22 protein-coding genes are annotated in these 17,049 nt (G+C 29.7%); 4 read left to right on the top strand and 18 right to left on the bottom strand.

Annotated features, from left to right (window positions below):
* Window positions 1–483: 483 nt before the first annotated feature.
* From B6K90_RS16200 to B6K90_RS16150, 11 genes are all read right to left on the bottom strand, one after another.
* On the bottom strand, window positions 484–993 hold the full coding sequence (locus B6K90_RS16200) for a hypothetical protein (RefSeq protein ID WP_088013798.1): 510 nt from the start codon (window positions 991–993) through the stop codon (window positions 484–486).
* A 149-nt stretch (window positions 994–1,142) separates the two neighbouring features.
* Window positions 1,143–1,322 (bottom strand): hypothetical protein, encoded by a 180-nt coding sequence (locus tag B6K90_RS16195; RefSeq protein ID WP_088013797.1) that lies wholly within the window; start codon window positions 1,320–1,322, stop codon window positions 1,143–1,145.
* A 90-nt stretch (window positions 1,323–1,412) separates the two neighbouring features.
* Window positions 1,413–1,664 (bottom strand): hypothetical protein, encoded by a 252-nt coding sequence (locus B6K90_RS16190; RefSeq protein ID WP_088013796.1) that lies wholly within the window; start codon window positions 1,662–1,664, stop codon window positions 1,413–1,415.
* Window positions 1,665–1,722: 58 nt separating this feature from the next.
* Window positions 1,723–2,121 carry a DUF4279 domain-containing protein gene (locus tag B6K90_RS16185; protein ID WP_167555399.1) on the bottom strand — a complete coding sequence of 133 codons (399 nt, stop codon included), beginning with the start codon at window positions 2,119–2,121 and terminating at the stop codon, window positions 1,723–1,725.
* Between the two features lie 212 nt (window positions 2,122–2,333).
* Complete coding sequence (locus B6K90_RS23795; RefSeq protein WP_167555398.1) at window positions 2,334–2,498, bottom strand: hypothetical protein; 165 nt, start codon at window positions 2,496–2,498, stop codon at window positions 2,334–2,336.
* 78 nt (window positions 2,499–2,576) lie between these two features.
* The gene (locus B6K90_RS16180; RefSeq protein ID WP_088013794.1) at window positions 2,577–3,332 is read right to left on the bottom strand and encodes a phosphotransferase; all 756 of its coding nucleotides are present in this window, start codon (window positions 3,330–3,332) and stop codon (window positions 2,577–2,579) included.
* A 90-nt stretch (window positions 3,333–3,422) separates the two neighbouring features.
* Window positions 3,423–4,178: an SDR family oxidoreductase gene (locus tag B6K90_RS16175; protein WP_088013793.1), complete on the bottom strand. Its 756-nt coding sequence runs from the start codon at window positions 4,176–4,178 to the stop codon at window positions 3,423–3,425.
* A 411-nt stretch (window positions 4,179–4,589) separates the two neighbouring features.
* Window positions 4,590–5,435 carry an alpha/beta fold hydrolase gene (locus B6K90_RS16170; protein ID WP_088013792.1) on the bottom strand — a complete coding sequence of 282 codons (846 nt, stop codon included), beginning with the start codon at window positions 5,433–5,435 and terminating at the stop codon, window positions 4,590–4,592.
* Window positions 5,436–6,056: 621 nt separating this feature from the next.
* Window positions 6,057–6,524 carry a hypothetical protein gene (locus B6K90_RS16160; RefSeq protein ID WP_088013790.1) on the bottom strand — a complete coding sequence of 156 codons (468 nt, stop codon included), beginning with the start codon at window positions 6,522–6,524 and terminating at the stop codon, window positions 6,057–6,059.
* 250 nt (window positions 6,525–6,774) lie between these two features.
* On the bottom strand, window positions 6,775–6,969 hold the full coding sequence (locus B6K90_RS16155; protein WP_088013789.1) for a hypothetical protein: 195 nt from the start codon (window positions 6,967–6,969) through the stop codon (window positions 6,775–6,777).
* Window positions 6,970–7,099: 130 nt separating this feature from the next.
* Window positions 7,100–7,624, bottom strand: a complete 525-nt coding sequence (locus tag B6K90_RS16150) for a tubby C-terminal domain-like protein (RefSeq protein ID WP_088013788.1) — start codon at window positions 7,622–7,624, stop codon at window positions 7,100–7,102.
* A gap of 386 nt (window positions 7,625–8,010) precedes the next feature.
* On the opposite strand from B6K90_RS16150, the gene B6K90_RS16145 reads away from it, so the two are divergent.
* Together B6K90_RS16145 and B6K90_RS16140 are read left to right on the top strand one after the other, a co-directional pair.
* Window positions 8,011–8,574 (top strand): DUF2975 domain-containing protein, encoded by a 564-nt coding sequence (locus tag B6K90_RS16145; RefSeq protein WP_088013787.1) that lies wholly within the window; start codon window positions 8,011–8,013, stop codon window positions 8,572–8,574.
* A gap of 12 nt (window positions 8,575–8,586) precedes the next feature.
* Window positions 8,587–8,790, top strand: a complete 204-nt coding sequence (locus B6K90_RS16140; protein ID WP_088013786.1) for a helix-turn-helix domain-containing protein — start codon at window positions 8,587–8,589, stop codon at window positions 8,788–8,790.
* Between the two features lie 138 nt (window positions 8,791–8,928).
* Here B6K90_RS16140 and B6K90_RS16135 read toward each other — a convergent pair whose 3' ends face one another.
* The 5 genes from B6K90_RS16135 to B6K90_RS16115 all read right to left on the bottom strand — a co-directional run bounded on the left by B6K90_RS16135 (window position 8,929) and on the right by B6K90_RS16115 (window position 12,959).
* Entirely contained in the window at window positions 8,929–9,336 is a 408-nt protein-coding gene (locus B6K90_RS16135; RefSeq protein WP_088013785.1) for a hypothetical protein, read from the bottom strand.
* A 195-nt stretch (window positions 9,337–9,531) separates the two neighbouring features.
* Window positions 9,532–10,275 carry an AlbA family DNA-binding domain-containing protein gene (locus B6K90_RS16130; RefSeq protein ID WP_167555396.1) on the bottom strand — a complete coding sequence of 248 codons (744 nt, stop codon included), beginning with the start codon at window positions 10,273–10,275 and terminating at the stop codon, window positions 9,532–9,534.
* Window positions 10,276–10,433: 158 nt separating this feature from the next.
* Window positions 10,434–11,390: a nucleotidyltransferase family protein gene (locus B6K90_RS16125; protein WP_167555395.1), complete on the bottom strand. Its 957-nt coding sequence runs from the start codon at window positions 11,388–11,390 to the stop codon at window positions 10,434–10,436.
* A 627-nt stretch (window positions 11,391–12,017) separates the two neighbouring features.
* Complete coding sequence (locus B6K90_RS16120; RefSeq protein WP_114346597.1) at window positions 12,018–12,449, bottom strand: AbrB/MazE/SpoVT family DNA-binding domain-containing protein; 432 nt, start codon at window positions 12,447–12,449, stop codon at window positions 12,018–12,020.
* Between the two features lie 309 nt (window positions 12,450–12,758).
* On the bottom strand, window positions 12,759–12,959 hold the full coding sequence (locus B6K90_RS16115; protein ID WP_088013782.1) for an alpha/beta-type small acid-soluble spore protein: 201 nt from the start codon (window positions 12,957–12,959) through the stop codon (window positions 12,759–12,761).
* A 306-nt stretch (window positions 12,960–13,265) separates the two neighbouring features.
* On the opposite strand from B6K90_RS16115, the gene B6K90_RS16110 reads away from it, so the two are divergent.
* Window positions 13,266–14,204, top strand: coding sequence for a patatin-like phospholipase family protein (locus B6K90_RS16110; RefSeq protein ID WP_088013781.1), 939 nt, complete (start codon window positions 13,266–13,268; stop codon window positions 14,202–14,204).
* A gap of 83 nt (window positions 14,205–14,287) precedes the next feature.
* Here B6K90_RS16110 and B6K90_RS16105 read toward each other — a convergent pair whose 3' ends face one another.
* Window positions 14,288–15,607: a DUF4179 domain-containing protein gene (locus B6K90_RS16105; RefSeq protein ID WP_088013780.1), complete on the bottom strand. Its 1,320-nt coding sequence runs from the start codon at window positions 15,605–15,607 to the stop codon at window positions 14,288–14,290.
* A complete protein-coding gene (locus tag B6K90_RS16100; RefSeq protein WP_167555394.1) occupies window positions 15,594–16,115 on the bottom strand; it encodes a sigma-70 family RNA polymerase sigma factor in 522 nt (173 codons plus the stop codon). The genes B6K90_RS16105 and B6K90_RS16100 overlap by 14 nt, the downstream gene beginning before the upstream one ends.
* Before the next feature lie 592 nt (window positions 16,116–16,707).
* On the opposite strand from B6K90_RS16100, the gene B6K90_RS16095 reads away from it, so the two are divergent.
* Entirely contained in the window at window positions 16,708–16,914 is a 207-nt protein-coding gene (locus B6K90_RS16095) for a hypothetical protein (protein WP_088013778.1), read from the top strand.
* Window positions 16,915–17,049: the final 135 nt, after the last annotated feature.

Here is a 17,049-nt window from a genome sequence, read left to right as displayed (position 1 = left end):
TTTAAAGACTATAATCCATATTAATGCAAATAAATAAACGGCAAACAAGCCAGCAGTTATTTTATTTTGATTATTTTTTGATTTTCCCATATAAATCCTCAATTTCTAATTCTTTTTCAAACTTATAATCTAAGCCTTTATCCTACTTTAAAATTGAATCTCAAGTTTCTTTTTAAAAAATTATAGCATGAAATATTATCTTTGAATATTTCCCTATGCTTTAAGAATAGGATAGATATCTTAAAAAAAGAGTGGAGTAATTATTAAATTTTTCGTAAATCCATTTATTAGCTCTAAAATCTAAACATTTTTATCACTAAGCTTTTTCAAACGCAAAGATTTGGTAAAGTAAATTTTAAAATAGTGTCTAACTCGTTCTTTTTCAAATCTCTTTCTTTGTTAAATAAAAAAGACCGCCAAAGCAGTCGATCATTATTCAACTAATGCATGCTTTAGTTGAATAAGAATTAAAATATTTTGTATTCAGAACCGACTTTCACTTTCTACTAACAAACGCTTAAAATAATTAATTACAAATTTTTTATAAACATTTTCTAGATTTTTTGAAAAAAGTTTTCCAAATTCTAAAGTTTCCCAATAATCACCAGGTTTTTCTTCTAATGCCAACAACATAGAGGTTAATACATCATTTTCAAATGGCATTTTTTTAATTTCAGGAATTGTAGTTAATTCTTTAATAAAGTTGTATACCCTGTCATCTCTTCGCATTTCATCAAGCATATCTTGGACTTCACAACATAAGGCTACTAAAGAACCTTGTCTTAACATTTCAACTTCTTCATTAAAACCATTCATTCCTTCGTCGATTATCTCAACTAATATGAATTTTTCATAATTAACTGTTTCAAAATCAATATTATGCCCAAATCCTCCATAGCTTCTAATCATATCTTGGTACATCCAGAAAATATTTTTTATAGTTTCCCTGCATTCATCAAAGTTTTCAGTATGTAGTTGAAAAAAGTTGTACATTATATCCCTCCTTAACTCAATGAATATAGCACATATAAGATTAACTCTTCTATAAATAAAATTGATTTCCTTAGTTAAACAAAAAAGAGTCACCTAAGTAACTCTTAATCTTCAACTAATGCATGCAATAGTTGCATAAGGAATGTACTCTATTGAGCAGACCTTTTTTTCATAAAAAGAAGACTAATAATGAAAATGACAAAATATAGAACAAACCCTTTTAGATTGTCCATTTGGATATAAAAACCTCTAGCACGGAAAATTGATAAAAGAACGACTGAAACAATTACAGAAATAATTGCAGAAATAATTATATTTTTCAATATCATAATATTTTTCTCCCTCCTCTGGTGAGTTTGTTCTGATCATTCAGCTCATTAGTTTTGTTTAACTAACGCATCAGTTAGTTGCATAGTGGTTTAAATATATGTGATTGATAATAGTTCATCATTTCCAATTAGATAATCCTCATTTGTTTCTTCGTGAAAAACAAAAAAACATTGTTCTCCATTGGCACCTTCAAATGCTATATTCATCATTATAACCTTTGTAAATGGATTATTTGAATTTCCTAATTCATAACCAGGTTTAAATTCGAATATGTACTCTTTATCTTCTTCAAGAATATATTCTTTGTTTTCAATTACTATTTTTATAGATAATTTACTCATTCTTTTATCCTCTTATCTGTAAATGTGGACTTGCTATCTAACTAAGGTATGCGTTAGTTCAATAACTATCGTAACAACTTATTTGTAAAGGAATCCCTAATCCTCCAATAATATTAATAGCCTTTGGATCTAAAACAAAATTACACTGCCCATCATAAAACACGCCTATTACCAAATCGATGTTCTCTGCTCCGCAATTTTTAATTAATTCAAGATGTTTGGACAGATTCTCCGCAAGCCATAGTAATCCGTAATCGTCTGTTTGTTTGTGTTTTTCAGGTGGATATAATACACAATCACCATAAGGAGAAGCTTTATCTTTGTATACTCCTTTTGTTCTTATGTCCCCAACTTCAATCTTATTCATTAGAGTAAGCCCAGTTAATTGTTCTACTTTATTAGGCGAAAAATTATCACCGTATAAATGACACGTAATATCCATTTCAGTTATCATCATTAATACCACTTTTCATATATTTTATAAATCTTCTAATCAACTAATGCATGCGTTAGTTCAATAAGAATTCATACACTCTTCAATTTTATCTATAATTTCATTTTTTTCCTTTGAGATAAATTCTACTAAAGGCTTATCCCAGTTAAGATTCTGTATTAGGTTTATTTTAAAAAATCCAGAATTCAAATTGCGCTCCCCATACCAACCTAAATCTAAAATAAGATTCTTATCATTGTTTTCAAGTTGCAATAAATCTCATTAAATTCCCACCATTTTTCATCATCGTCATCAATTAATTCTTGTGGATCCAATTCCACGAAAGAGTTAAAGGTAACCTTCCACCCAGATTGAATCCGAAGAGGTTGTAATTTTTTCATTAAATCCTCCTAATTAAAAAGATTCTTTGCACAATCTTATACAACTAAAGCATGCGTTAGTTCAACAAGAACTTATCTTTAAATCCACTCTTTTCCATGTTCCTGAATAAATTCAATATCTTTTTGATAGTGTTCAAGATGTCCTTCATCTATCATTTTTTGAAAAGTAACGTCACCTTCACTCGCTTTTCTTTTCATGTATTTACATAATCCTTCTAATCTCAGTAAAACCATGTTCAACCAATCTTCTGTTATTTCCAGACCATAGGAATCAAAAAACAATCTAACTCTTTGTTTTGTACTGTCAGTAGGCAACACAGAAAATCTACTCAAAGGAACCCAAGTGTAAAGAATATAAGCTATGTCCCAAAGTCTTGGACCAGGAGCAGCAACATCAAAATCAATAATTCCTACTGGTTTTTCATCATTAAAAATGGTGTTGTATGGTGCAAAATCATTATGACATAAAACCTCAAAAGGTTGCGGAGTATTATCTAACGGTTGCCAGCTATGATCAAATGAAAAGTCACTCACGGAATCGTGATAAAGACGGAGCATTTTCGCTATTTCTATTAAAACACTATCAGACCACATGTATTCTTTTAAAGGATAATTGCCAGCTTCTCCTTCAATGAATGATAATATTTCTCTACCTTTTTCATCAATACCTAAAAATTTAGGTGCATAACTGAAACCTTTGTTCTCTAAATGCTTTAATAGATTATGAATCTTGGGACTCTCTGGCTTTAATTCACGTCGCACAGTATCTCCCGAACGATAAACGTTAGAGACGTTCCCTCCTGCTAGCATTTCTTCATTTTCATGGTTCGGCATCTAAATATTCCTCCTAATAGAAAAGAGCCACAACTGTAACTCATGCTGTTCAACTAAAATATGCAGTTGTCATTTAAAAAAAACAATTTATTAACCTCTATAAAATCCGCCTTCTGAATGAATCACTTGGCCGGTTATCCATTCAGCATCATCACTAGCTAGAAACGCCACCAATCGTGCTGCATCTTCAGGCATTCCAATTCGTCCTAGTAAAAATTTAGGTAATAAGTGCCTTCTTATTTCTTCCGTCATCCAAGTTGAATCCGTTGGACCTGGGTTTACAGCATTAACTGTAACACCTAAACGTGCAACTTCTACTGATAAGGATTTAGTAAAAGCTGAAATTGCGCCTTTTGTTGCCACATAAGCCAATTCATTTGGCATTGGACCTAATTCTTGTCCGGATGTCATATTTATAATTCTTCCCATATTCATTTTTAATTTTTCAAAACGACGAGCATACTCCGTACAGAGTAAGAAGGTCGATCGCATATTTACAGCATAATGATCATCAAGAGTTTTTGCATTTAATTTCAAATAACCATCGCTGGTAGAATGCGCTGCATTATTAACTAAAATCGATGGAAAGCCCAAATTAGTTGAAGTAGCATCTAGTAATATATTTGCTGCATTTGCATGTGACAAATCAACACTTAAACTTTCACATCGAACACCCACTTCTAAAAGCTCTTTTTGAAATTTATCCGCCCAACCAACTTCAGATTGCCAATGCGTAAAGAAAATATCGATTCCTTTCGAAGCTAATTTGCGACAAATAGCTGTTCCCATATCTCTTTCGCTGCTTACACCTGTAATTAATGCGATTATTCTTTTTGTATTTGTCATTATTTTCTCCCCCTTATATAGGGATGCAATGATTTTTCTATTTTAGAGATGTATTTTCCTCAAAAAAAAACAGATACACAAAGGTATCTGCTTAGTAATTGGGTTTAAAACGCCACACCATGCATCCCTTGTATGATTATTTAAATAAATAGACAGACTTCCCCCTGCTACCAGGCAAGTACAATTCTATTTATTTACTAAATTAATCATTAAAGGATTGTCCACATGTAGAATCTTAATTCCCCTTTCATTACATCTCTTCTTTTATCATAGTCGCAATACTTGTAATATTCAACAAAATATTGATTTAACATCCTTCCTTTTGTAACTATACTGCTAGTTAGCAAAAAAAAGACCGGCAATGCTGCCGATCGTGTTATTGAACTATCGCATTGCGTTAGTTGTATAAGGTCATTTATCAAGTGATTTAAAATCTAATACCATTTCATGAAATTTATCAACTTCTTCTATATACGGTACATGATTACTATTCTCAAAAATGTATAATTGTGAATTAGATAATCGCTCGTTAATCTCTTCTGAGAAAAACAATGGGCATTGTGCGTCATATCTTCCACAATAAACAATTGATGGTATTTTAATAATACTTAGTTTATTAGTTAGATCATATTTTGGAAGTTCTTTAAATGAATAATAATCTAATCTACTCTGAACAACTTTTCCACTACTTGGCTTTTTAAAATATTCACTTCGTTTTTCAGACTTATAGAGTGATAAGTTTGTCCATTCTATATTTGCATTTCTTCTTTCTTCAATAGATGAAGTGGTTGATTTTAAAACAGTAAATATCTCTTTTAATTTGCTATTTAATGAACTCTTAGGACTATACATACTTCCCTCCTGTTCCATATATTTGTTAGAAGCTGAAGCTCCTCCAACCATTAATTTGATTATTGAATCTTGAAACAAAATCGAATAGTATAAGCCTAGCATCCCTCCCGTGGAATGCCCAGCAAAGCACCACTTCTCTAATTTTAATGCCATTCTTATTGCCTCTAAATCCTTGCAAGATTCTTTCATGCTTAATTCTTCATCTCTCAAAGCTATACTTGAGTTTCCCGCATTTCTTAAATTGATCAAATAAACTTTAAAATCATCGGTAAATTCATCTGCAAAATAATATCCTAATTCATTAAATTCACTATATAAATGCGTTATACAAAGCGGTTGACCAGAGCCTTTTATAAATACTTCAAAATTTCCTCTTCTTGTATTCAATAACATTTTTTCCCACATAAAACCACCTCACTAAAAGATAGTAACCATTTATATATTTCAATTCAAAAAAAATATTACCTTCAAATTTCACTAACATATCTTATAAAACTAAAAATAGCCGCAATTGCGACTATGATTTTCTTAAACTAAAGCACTGCGTTAGTTGTAAAGGAAAATGAATATTTCTAAAATTTTTTAATGTTATTTTTCATACTCACTAGAAAAAAATGACTATAATTAGTAAACCTATGCCAACCAAGACTCCACCTATCGCATCTGAGTTTTCCCACAAAAATAATATTGTACTTTTATTTTTAAAATCGTATGATCTTATTCTTTTTATTAACCATAGTCCAAAAATAATAAGGAAAATAAGTCCAAATAAAAGTAACGTTGGTGTGTCTTTTATGTATTTTTCATTTTCCACTATATCCCTACTTTATTATTGATTTAAAAATATCTTTCATATTCCATACTTCCCCTTTACTTACTAACTAATTTTATCACTTATTTATCGATTATTTATTGGGAAAAAAATCCATTTCTTATTCAACTAATCTGCCATTTTGTTTAATAAGAAAAAGCGATCTTCTATTGAAGAATCGCATGAGTTAGTTGAATAAGGTAATATTTTACATACTACTTTTTTTTATTATGCAATTCAAATGACTCTTCAGATTCATTCCATTTTACGTGTACTTGTATGGCTTCATCCTTGTCTACTTTTGCTCCACCTTCGGAACCCCCTCGGGAAGTAAATACTCTTTCTTTAGGAGGTTCAGTGAATTCCGCCTTTGATTCCTCGCTAGAGCTATTTGTCTTGAAGGAATACTCTAATTTTTTCATAGATGACAGCTCTTTTAAAGAGCCCTTATACTTTAATACGAGTTCATAATTATCTTTATTAGAATAAGATATTACATCTTTATCATTTTTTTGTGTTTCTGTTCCTCTATAAATATATTCAGCTTCCCAATGTTCACTTTCTCCAATAAACTTATAATTATAGTTAGTAGTCTTATTGTCAGTAACCTTATTATCTGTTTTTTCTGTACATGCTGTTAAAGACAGTATTGTAAATAATAATAGCGTGAGTATTTTTTTCATTTTATTTCCTCCCTTTTTTAATTTAAATTTACCATATAATCCCATTTTACCTATGGGTTTTATTCGACACTAATTGTTAAACACCTTGTTTAACTAATCTGCCATTATGTTGAATAAGAAAAAGCGATCTTCTATTGAAGTATCGCATGCGTTAGTTGCATTAGTTTCAAGTTCAGTTTCTAATTCAATGAGTAGTATTTCATGCTCAATGAATGCCAAATTAATGAGAATTACCGTAAGTAAAAATTGATTATATTCTGTATCTCTTTTTTTTCAGTTCTTTTAATTGATTCTCTAGTTTCTTCTTTTTTGATTCTATCTTGGGAACCTTACCTAAAGTGAAAAAGGATAGGATACGAATGAAAATATAGTATTCACGAGTGATACCTTCACCATCTTGCAGTTCATTAATAATTTTTCCCATAACTTCTTCACTCCAGTTCATACTCGTTTCTTCAACTAAAGCATGCGTTAGTTGAATAAGAAAATTATTTATCTTTGCAAAATGAATGTCATTAGTTTAAATTTTTTTATTGCAAATTGGTTTAGAAAATAGCCTTTGTATCTTTACATTATTAATCGCCTACATAAAAAATACATTGAGAAAGACAAATGAAAAATTCTGGGTCTTGGATAGGACAGTCTTCTTCAATTTCTAAATATGTCTTAAACCATTCAGAAGTTTTCATTTTCCACCTTGCCACTTCTTTACCTTGATAATAGAACCTTACCCAATCCATTACCTCTTTTTTCATAGTAAATTCATTGGATTGACCTGTAATAAGGAATTCAGGCGCAATATTTAGCCAAGTTTTATATGTTATTTGAAACACCTCGTTGGTTGTTAAATTCAAAACTTGAAAATATGGATGTCCAACCCACTTAGTTGTCTTTTTGCACTGATAAACTAGTTCTCCATCATTTGAGTAAATGTCAACTTGAGTGAACCAATCAAAACTCCACCAATAATTTATTAGTCTTACTAAAAGATTTTTATAAGTTCTTTTGAATTTAAATCTCACATTCCCCTGTTCATCGATCACATTAATTAATTTAACTGAATCCTTAATTTTCGGGGGAGAGTAGGTATATTTCTGCATATTAACTCCTATCGATTAATCATAAACAAAATTATCATTTCATAATACAGTTATAAGAAAAATAGGATTCAAGAAAGTTTGTTTATTCTTCTTCAAATTAATGAAAAAATTAAGATCAATAAAACCATAGAAATCCCTAAAATTTGATCTAATTATCCATCTTTGAATTTTACCATATTTAACCATTTATAAGTAGAGTATTTTAAAGTCCCTATTGTACTAATCTGCCATTTATTTGAACAAGCACTCTACATTTAATTTAATTTATAACAACATTAAACCACTAAAATTCATTAATTTTTTAATGATAAACGATAAAATATTATTGAATTAATTTAAAATTTTAATTATTATGATAATAACAAAAACAAAAAGGGAGTTCTCAGATGAACACTAAAAATGATTCTTTCATCAAGGGATATTTAAAAGTAACTAAACTTCTTTATCGCCTTACTAAATATGCTACTTTTTTCTGCTACATTGGAACCGCGTTAGTTGCATTTTTTGTTGCTTCAGTTTTTTTCAGTGATTTGAGTGAAAAGACAATTTTGGCTTACACTCAGCTAGGGATTCATAAAAGCAATTATTCTGCATTTAATTACAAACTAATTATTTTCTCTATCTCTATTCAAGGTGTTTTTATTGGAGTAACCAACTCATTACTTTTAAGAAATCTTAATCAAATTCTAAAAAATGTTATGGAACAAAAACCATTTATTTACAATAATGCTATTAGTATAAGAATAATGGGAGGGCTTTTAGTAGTTCAAGCATTGATTGGATACATATATGATTTTATCGAAGATTTAATTTTTCTAAAACACCGAGTTAGTTTTGAATTATTTTATTCAGAAGTTCCTGTATTATTATTTGGAGTCTGCCTTTTAATTCTATCAGGGGTTTTTCGATATGGATGCTATTTGCAAGAAGAATACGATTCACTATTATAAGCGAGGTTATATATGAGTATTATTTTGCGATTAGACCGTGTACTAGCCGACCGTAAGATGCAACTTAATGAGTTAGCTGAAGCGATTGATATAAGTATTGTAAATCTATCAAATATAAAAACGGGTAAAATTAAAGCAATTCGTTTTTCTACATTAGAAGCAATTTGCAAAGTTTTGGAATGTCAACCTGGTGATATTATGGAATATGTAGAGTAATTAATAGACATAGGAAATAACTCCTAGGTCTATTTGCATTCTATTACGAAAAAGCTGATTTCTTGAGCAACTATCCTGCCATTTAGTTGAACAAGGACCCATGATAATTATTCGACATCTAACAATAATTTTCCTTTACTAATACATTATTTTATAAAAGCCACAAACTTTACGAAAACAGCCTAAAAAATAAAAACTACTTCCTAAAATACTCATTTTAATACGGTTTGCGTTTGTACCTTGCCATGCCTTATTCAATATCATCCAAAAAAAGAAACTTCCAAAGACTGCCACTACCATCACAAGTAAATGAAAATAGGGAATATCAAGATATCCTAATAAAAAGAGCAAAATAATTGTAATAAAAAACAAAGTTCCGTTTACAAAAAATAAGAAGATTCCTGACATCCAATGATTTTGAATCCAACTAGTATTTTTCAATTTAAGTACAAGTTTGTGATTTTCACCAATCAAAACTGATAGCTGATTCTTCCTAAATAAAATTACGGCAACTGCAATAAAAATGAGTAATAAAAATAAAGTCATTGATATGTTATGCCTCCAAATTCAAGATTTCTTATAGCTAATTATAAAATGAAATATATTCCAGTAGAGTGACAAAGTATGAAATTAATATGAAAAATAAAAAAGCTATAAACAAACGATTAAAGTTTTGTTTATAGACTTTTTATGTTCGTATAATTCAGTACTTTTCTTTGTGATCATAAAGAAAATTCGCTATCACTCAATATTACTAACCTCCAAAACAATCTCAATCTTCCGTTTCTTCTTCTCAATCATTTTGGCAATAAATTCACTAAAATCCTCTTTATGGCTCTTTTGGTTTTTATTTGTATCACCACTAATTGCAGCGATTCGATAAAGGATCTTTAATTGTTCCATATGCTCGTTTAGACTCATATTTGATAAGTCCTCATATTGTTCAATGAGCCTTTTTCTAAAAATAATCTCTAAGTCATCGTTTGTGGCGGTTTCGTTTGAAGTATTTTTTCTAATATAGATTTTATCTGTAAATAATTTATCGGAGCCTCTTTTGGCAATAAACGGGATATATCGATTTTGCTCGGGGATATAAATGATGAAGAAGGTTTTACCACTAAAATATCCGTACATTTCATTCTCGTCGTAATCAATTTGTTGAAGATGATAAATTAAAATAGAAGGCAAATAACCATTTAATTTTCTTTGAAAATCGGTTGGATCCTTTATCTCTTCTTTCAGGATTCCTACTGGGTGATTATCATCATTTACGCCAAAAATAATTGATCCTCCACCAGAATTCGCCATTGCAATGATTAATTTTGCAATTTGATCCTCTCTAACGAATGTTTCCTTAAAATCCAATGCATTATTTTCTCCAAAGGATTGTTCAATCAGATTTTTAAGGGAAACAATATCAAAATTCTTGTCTGCATAATTAAATGTGTTTAGAAATTCCTGCTTATAAATCGGCCTTTTAACCATTATTCCACCTAGTTTCATATTTTTTAAAATCTAAACTAGATCTGTTATTACATTTAATGTTAGGAAAAAAGAAATGGCACCTAAAAAATCACAGAAATTTTTCTGGAAAAAAAATACAAAAAGCCAAAGCATATAGCCTTAGCTTAATAACAATCATCTTAAAAATCGCTAGGAAATATTCTTCGTTTAAAGTGATATTCAACTGAGCGATTATTAAACAAATTACTATAATTTACTTTAATCTTTTTAGCTTCTAATTGCTTAATTTTCTCTTCTAATGACTTCTTATCCTCATCAGTTAATTTTCCATCCTCTGACAAACTAGATATTTCGTCTAATAATTCCTGAATTTTTTCATCACGAAACTCTTTTTCTTCGTTTTGTTGATAAATAGTCATCTTAGTATGAAGAATTGAATTAACCAATTCATCAGCCCCACCTGAGAGCCTATTTAAGATTAAAAGCTGTTCATTTAAAATCTCATTATCTAAATCATAAGGATACCTAAGTTGATGATCGATTTCACTCCAGCCTTCTTCAAATATCGTTCTTACTTGAATTTCAGCTAAATAATTTACTTTTGTCATTTGCGACTTAATTACATAATGCCATGAACGATATCCGGCATCATGAACTAAAAACTGGAACTTCTCTTCTTCTATATGCTGTTCGCTCGTCATATCTCCTAAGCGATGGTAAATAGTCGCTTTTTCATGTAAATTCCAATTTTGTCTAATTGTTTTATCTATATCTGCAGCCTGATATTTATACAAATGCAATGCTCTTATTCCAATTAGATCTGTGATTTCAGATTTATAATTCGAAACATCGATTTCATAAGTCGGGTCCGTTTTTTTACCTTTTATCGTCTTTCGAATAATCTTTTCAATTAAATGATCAGGATATTTTATTCGAGATTTCACTGTATGAATTTCAGGATTTTTACGGAGTATTTCTGAAATAAAAGTAGCTACCGTTTCAAGATTCGGTATTTCTGATATGTATTCATTATAAATTTCAATATATTTTGACCAGTCTAAACAGTACTTTTTAAAATCCTGTTCATCAATTTTATATTTTTCAAAGAAGTACTTTTGATTCTCTATTAGTCCCATACTCTTTCTCCTTCTAACATTTCCATAACCATATCCTACCATATTTATGAAAGAAACATACTTTTTCTGAACAAGAATGAGCACAAAAAACACTAGTTTAGTTCACATAAAAAAGAGATTTGTTTTAGCTTAACCTAAGCTTATATGTTGTCGCTGATCTACTCTGCTAATACTCAGAGTAGATCATTTTTAAACTCTAAATATATATAAATTTAATAAATCTATTCTAATTTTGTAATGAACCTCTAAATACGAACAAACGACCTGATTATACGTTCGCAAAAAATCTATAAAATTTCGAAAAAACTACTTACATCAGAATAAGTGTTCGTGTATAATAAAAACATCCAAACAAAACAGAACATACAATCTTAAATTTAAAGACAGTTAAAACTTAAGAAAACTTAAAAATAGAACAAAGAAAGGGAGATGTAAACAATGGAAATTATTATTTTATGTAGTGTCTTATTATCTTGGTGTATTTTAGAGGGTTTTAACAAATTTGTAGTAAATCGCTGAGAAACAAAAAAAAGAGATTCTTTATATTACTCTAGAAAGGACAATTAAATTCAAACAAAAAAGTGCTCTTCTACTTTGAAAAGATTAAAGAGCACTTTTAGAGATTTTTTATTTAGCTATGTATTCCTGCAATTCCTTAATAAGTAATTCAGCACCATTTTTACTTAATACAATCTTTCCACTATCAAATGAGAAATTATTTTCATCAATAACTCCTGTTACCATACAAGCATTACTCGAAACAAACTGTTTAAGGATAATTCTTTGCTCCTCAATAAATACTTCAAATGGTTCATATTTATTTAGATTTAGCATATTTCTTAATTCCTTTGGTAAAACAATTCTTCCTAAGTCATCAAGTCTTCTGACAATTCCACTTAGACCGGAATTTTCATCATATTTTGTAAGAATAATCATACCTTCTTCAAAATGAATTTCGAATGGAGCATTGTTCTCTAAATTCATTGTATTTCTTAGTTCCTTAGGTAGAACAATTCTTCCAAGATCGTCTAGTTTTCTAATAATTCCAGTTGATTTCATACTTGCAACTCCCCATTTATTTCTATCTCTTTATATACTCAACATAATTCTCTCTATATCTACATTGAGTTTAATTTAATAATACCAAATTATTTTAATTTTCTCTCTACTTAAATCGACTCATTTTTAATTATATTAATACAAATTTTTAAAATTTTATTGATATTTTCTAGTTACTTCCTTTTAACTCTATCTTTAGTTTTAATTTTAGTTAAATTATGTAAAATTTTTTATAAGATACAAAAAGAGATGAGTTAATTAATCGGTAACGAATTACCTTTAATTAACTCATCTCTCAAATTAAATCACTTATCTTGAATAGCCACCTAGACTTTGTTCAGCCATTTGAACTAAACGTTTTGTAATCTCTCCACCAACTGAACCATTTGCACGAGCTGTTGAATCTGGACCTAAATGTACTCCAAATTCTGTTGCAATTTCATACTTCATCTGATCGATTGCAGATTCAGCATTTGGTGAAACATATTGATTTGAAGATCTGTTTGCCATGATATGTAGCCCCTTTTAATATAATTTTCTGATATAAACTATCAGATTGCTGTTAGTATTTCATATTGAATTTAAAATATTCATCAAATAACTATTTCTGCAACTTTTTTTATTTTTCATCCGAAATTTATTTTAGTTATCGATTCCCTTAGAATTTTAAATTTATCTGCAAAGATTGTCAGATTATTTCCCAAAAAATAAATTGTTTCATAAATATGACTGAATCAAAGGCTAATCACATTTAAAAAGAACTCTTCATATATTATATTAGTATAATTCCATTTTTTGAAAGGTAGGTGTAACAAAATGAAAGTAGATGGTATCTTTGAAGGAGGAGGAGTTCGAGGAATCGGACATGTTGGAGCTATTTGCGCTTTGGAAGAAGCTGGTTATAAGTGGGCGCGTTTGGCAGGTACTTCTGCTGGTGCTATTGTTGCTACTCTTCTAGCATGTGGCTATACTGGAAAAGAATTAAAGGAAATTATGGATCATCTAGATTATAAGAAATTTATCACAAAAACATGGTTGCACTTTATTCCTTTAATTGGATTGGGATTAAATATCTTATTTAAAAATGGGTTATATAAAAATGACTTTGAAGAAGAATGGTTAGAAGCTTTATTATCAAAGAAAGGAATTCGCTATTTCGATGATTTAGAAGAGGGAAAATTAAAAATCATTATTTCAGATATTAGTAATGGCAAAATGGTCGTTTTACCTGATGATTTACCTGCTTATGGTTTATCTACAAAAGATATAACAATTTCTCAAGCAGTTAGAATGAGTGGTACAATTCCCTTTTTCTTTCAACCAATTAAACTAAAAACTCCTAATTATGATTACCCAATATTAATTGTTGATGGTGGAATTCTAAGTAATTTTCCAATTTGGATTTTCGATGACCATCAAGAATGGCCGACTTTTGGATTTCGTCTAATAGATGAAGAAATTATCGGGAAACCGCTAGATGGTCATAACCCAATCTCATTTTACAAATCAATATTTATAACGATGCGGCAAGCACACGACATTCGACATCTAACAGCAGAAGTAAATGAACGAACAATTAAAATCCCTACTGACGAAATATCAAGCACAGATTTCAGTTTAACTAAAAAAGAAAAAGAACTACTTTACACAAATGGTTACCAAGCCGCAAAAAAATTTCTCGGAACTTGGGATTTTGTAAAGTTTAAACACGACTATCCTCCTGTACCGTACTGTAATAAGGTGAATAGTCTGTAGCAACTTAAAAAACGTAATCTTTTCTAGTTTTAATAGAGAAGATTACGTTTTTTATTTTCTTTATTCTGGTCCGATTAGTTAATTTATTTAATCCTTATTTTAGCATCTCCTTGAATATATACAGGATAAAAGGCTAGCTTAAGCTTTAATGGATTAATGTAATTTTCAGAAGAAATTGTTATTCTTACTATTTGTTTACCACCGTCATGATATTCTGTTGATGCTGCGCTAGTTTGAACTTCTTTTCCATTAACATCAACAATTGATTCAACCAATGAGTAATGAAATTCTTTTTTTGTATTTAAGGTGAACTTTAAGTCTGTTCCTTCTTTTTTAAAGTCAGTTAAATAATTGCCCTTTGGCTGTTTAAGAATTTGTTTTTTCTCCGTATCAACTAAAATATAGTCTTCATTCTTATCAACTGCCTGTAGCTTACTAATATCCAAATATAACTCTTTTGGATCTTTAAAGTAATTACTCTGCAAATAGATAATTCTTTCATTATCGCTAATAATTTTGGCTGTAGTTCCATTTGTAATTTTAGACCACACTTCACCATTTTGATCAAGAAGTTTAAAATCAGTAAAATCTAGTATTTTCTTAGAATTACTTGGATCCATTTTTACTTGTACAGCTACTCGAAGAGGATAGATTGTTACTTTTTTTATTGTTATTTTTTGTCCTTCAATCATTACTGTTTTATTTGGTTCGTATATTTGGTTTGTTTTTTCTTGATTTTTTAAAGAGAATGGGATAGAAAATTGCTCAGAAACTTCCTTACTCTTGATCTTTAAATCTAAGTTAAAATCATGTTGTTCGTTTGCTTTCTCAAAATAATATTCAATCCTGCTAGTATAAGTAGTTAACTTATCTTTTACTGGAAGATCAAATGATGAAGAATGTTCTGGCAATTCTTCACCATTACTTGGTTTGAGACTCACTTCTTTTATTTCAAAATTATGTTGTGGCTCTTTTGCGTCAATCGTGTAAAAAATCACTATTCCTTGCTCATCAGCAATTACGGAATCAATCGTTACCTTGATTCCACTTTTTTCTTGTGAAATATTAATTTCTTGAGCATATTTATTTTCTACAGCTGATATTAATCCTTTATCATCACGAATAAGCTTAATGATTTTCTCCATGCCCGGTACTTTCGTTAAATAATCAGCAAACGTAGGAGATACACGTATACTTCCTAGAAATCCCAATAGAAAAACGGCTGCTACAACAATTGACCAAATCCTTAATTTCCACTTCGGTTTACTTACCATCTTAGTTTCTTTTGCTTTTTGAAAACCAATTAGTATGGCTTCATCAATTTCATGTATAGGTATGTCGACGTTTTCGTATATTTCTTTCAAATTTTTTAGTTCTCTTTCTTCTTTTTCAAACACGGCCATTTTCTCCTTTCTCCTCAAGGATTCCTCTTAGTGATCTCAATGCTTTATTTAACCAAGTCTTTACTGTACCTTCTGGGCGATTCCACATAATGGCGATATCTTTAATTTTGACATCATGAAAATATTTCAAATGTAATAGTTGCTGCAGTGTATCATCAAGCTGGGACATTGCTTCTTCTATCTCAATATAGTTATAGTCCTCGTTCGTACCTTGTTGTGAAATATATTCCTCATCGAAGGTTACTCTTTGATTCATCTTTATACAATCCTGACAGTAATTAATCATAATCCGAATAAGCCATGTTTTTACATAATTTGGTTCTCTTAATGTTTTTATGCTTTGGTAAGCTCTAAAGGTTACTTCTTGAATTGCTTCAAGTGCCTCATCTTTATTTTTCAAGTAAGCTAGTGCAGTTTTATATAATGACAATTTATGCTCATGCATAATTGATAAAAATGCTTGCTCATCTCCTTTGATAGCCCTTTCTACTAGACTATGATCCTGCAATCTCAATCCCTCCATCTCGGTGTTCTATATATTAGACTACTGAGAGCCAAAAAAGTTTTAATCTTTTTACATTTTTTAGTAAGCTTTGACATACAGAATGTCAGTGTTAACTTTTTAAAAATTTTATTCACTTCTATTTAATTCTTAATTAATTTGGTCAACCCGCTTATTTGGAAATGTTAAATACTAGTTTTATTAGTTATAAGTATAACCTAGCCTTTATTTCCTCTGAATTCATTCTCCAGATTACTATAATTAAAGACATAAGATGAGTCTTGGTGAAGATTTAAATTTTTTCAAAAATAATATAAGAATAGGTCAATAGCAGTAAAAATGGCTGTTGAAAGAATACGAAAAGTTCACAATAATAACATTGAGTTTTTGTGAATTTTACCTTTTTAAATGTTAAGATAATTTTGTTAACGCTTACTAAAAAAAGGTGATAGTTTGAAAAAGATTAATTCGATTTTTAACTTCTGCGGTAATATTAAGTACTAAGTTAATACTAGGGGGATTGAATCTGCTTATGGGGGTTATGTGAAAAGAACCAGTAAATAACAGGAGTAACATATAGGAACAGGAGGATAATATTATGACATTAGCAAAAAAATCATTAATTATAATTTCTTACATAATGTTTACGGTATTGATAATAGTTGGTCCTGAGTTTCATAAGTATAAATTGTATGTTCTTTTGTTACAGGTATTATTTTTTTGTACAGGTCCATTATTAGTATTTTTAGATTGGAAGAAAAATAGAAATGAAGTTAAAGCAGAAATCAAATGTAAACCGGAGTAAAATGGAATGGAATGGTCCTACAATAGTAATTTTAAGGTGTTGACTTCTTCACTGTCATTTAAATAAAAAGACATGAGCATCAACACTCATGTCCTTCTCTACATCTATAAATCTATCTATTTCTGTTTTTTCGAT

Origin of the sequence: Gottfriedia acidiceleris, from assembly GCF_002128425.1 — a bacterium.
GTDB lineage: Bacteria > Bacillota > Bacilli > Bacillales > Bacillaceae_G > Gottfriedia > Gottfriedia acidiceleris.
Note: the sequence above shows the minus strand (reverse complement) of the source record. Positions and strands in the feature narration are given on the sequence as shown.

What these genes read in the sequence shown, in the direction of transcription:
- B6K90_RS16200 (WP_088013798.1), bottom strand. Translation starts at nt 993, where the DNA reads ATGTACAACTTTTTTCAACTACATACTGAAAACTTTGATGAATGCAGG.
- B6K90_RS16195 (WP_088013797.1), bottom strand. Translation starts at nt 1,322, where the DNA reads ATGATATTGAAAAATATAATTATTTCTGCAATTATTTCTGTAATTGTT.
- B6K90_RS16190 (WP_088013796.1), bottom strand. Translation starts at nt 1,664, where the DNA reads ATGAGTAAATTATCTATAAAAATAGTAATTGAAAACAAAGAATATATT.
- B6K90_RS16185 (WP_167555399.1), bottom strand. Translation starts at nt 2,121, where the DNA reads ATGATGATAACTGAAATGGATATTACGTGTCATTTATACGGTGATAAT.
- B6K90_RS23795 (WP_167555398.1), bottom strand. Translation starts at nt 2,498, where the DNA reads ATGAAAAAATTACAACCTCTTCGGATTCAATCTGGGTGGAAGGTTACC.
- B6K90_RS16180 (WP_088013794.1), bottom strand. Translation starts at nt 3,332, where the DNA reads ATGCCGAACCATGAAAATGAAGAAATGCTAGCAGGAGGGAACGTCTCT.
- B6K90_RS16175 (WP_088013793.1), bottom strand. Translation starts at nt 4,178, where the DNA reads ATGACAAATACAAAAAGAATAATCGCATTAATTACAGGTGTAAGCAGC.
- B6K90_RS16170 (WP_088013792.1), bottom strand. Translation starts at nt 5,435, where the DNA reads ATGTGGGAAAAAATGTTATTGAATACAAGAAGAGGAAATTTTGAAGTA.
- B6K90_RS16160 (WP_088013790.1), bottom strand. Translation starts at nt 6,524, where the DNA reads ATGAAAAAAATACTCACGCTATTATTATTTACAATACTGTCTTTAACA.
- B6K90_RS16155 (WP_088013789.1), bottom strand. Translation starts at nt 6,969, where the DNA reads ATGAACTGGAGTGAAGAAGTTATGGGAAAAATTATTAATGAACTGCAA.
- B6K90_RS16150 (WP_088013788.1), bottom strand. Translation starts at nt 7,624, where the DNA reads ATGCAGAAATATACCTACTCTCCCCCGAAAATTAAGGATTCAGTTAAA.
- B6K90_RS16145 (WP_088013787.1), top strand. Translation starts at nt 8,011, where the DNA reads ATGAACACTAAAAATGATTCTTTCATCAAGGGATATTTAAAAGTAACT.
- B6K90_RS16140 (WP_088013786.1), top strand. Translation starts at nt 8,587, where the DNA reads ATGAGTATTATTTTGCGATTAGACCGTGTACTAGCCGACCGTAAGATG.
- B6K90_RS16135 (WP_088013785.1), bottom strand. Translation starts at nt 9,336, where the DNA reads ATGACTTTATTTTTATTACTCATTTTTATTGCAGTTGCCGTAATTTTA.
- B6K90_RS16130 (WP_167555396.1), bottom strand. Translation starts at nt 10,275, where the DNA reads ATGGTTAAAAGGCCGATTTATAAGCAGGAATTTCTAAACACATTTAAT.
- B6K90_RS16125 (WP_167555395.1), bottom strand. Translation starts at nt 11,390, where the DNA reads ATGGGACTAATAGAGAATCAAAAGTACTTCTTTGAAAAATATAAAATT.
- B6K90_RS16120 (WP_114346597.1), bottom strand. Translation starts at nt 12,449, where the DNA reads ATGAAATCAACTGGAATTATTAGAAAACTAGACGATCTTGGAAGAATT.
- B6K90_RS16115 (WP_088013782.1), bottom strand. Translation starts at nt 12,959, where the DNA reads ATGGCAAACAGATCTTCAAATCAATATGTTTCACCAAATGCTGAATCT.
- B6K90_RS16110 (WP_088013781.1), top strand. Translation starts at nt 13,266, where the DNA reads ATGAAAGTAGATGGTATCTTTGAAGGAGGAGGAGTTCGAGGAATCGGA.
- B6K90_RS16105 (WP_088013780.1), bottom strand. Translation starts at nt 15,607, where the DNA reads ATGGCCGTGTTTGAAAAAGAAGAAAGAGAACTAAAAAATTTGAAAGAA.
- B6K90_RS16095 (WP_088013778.1), top strand. Translation starts at nt 16,708, where the DNA reads ATGACATTAGCAAAAAAATCATTAATTATAATTTCTTACATAATGTTT.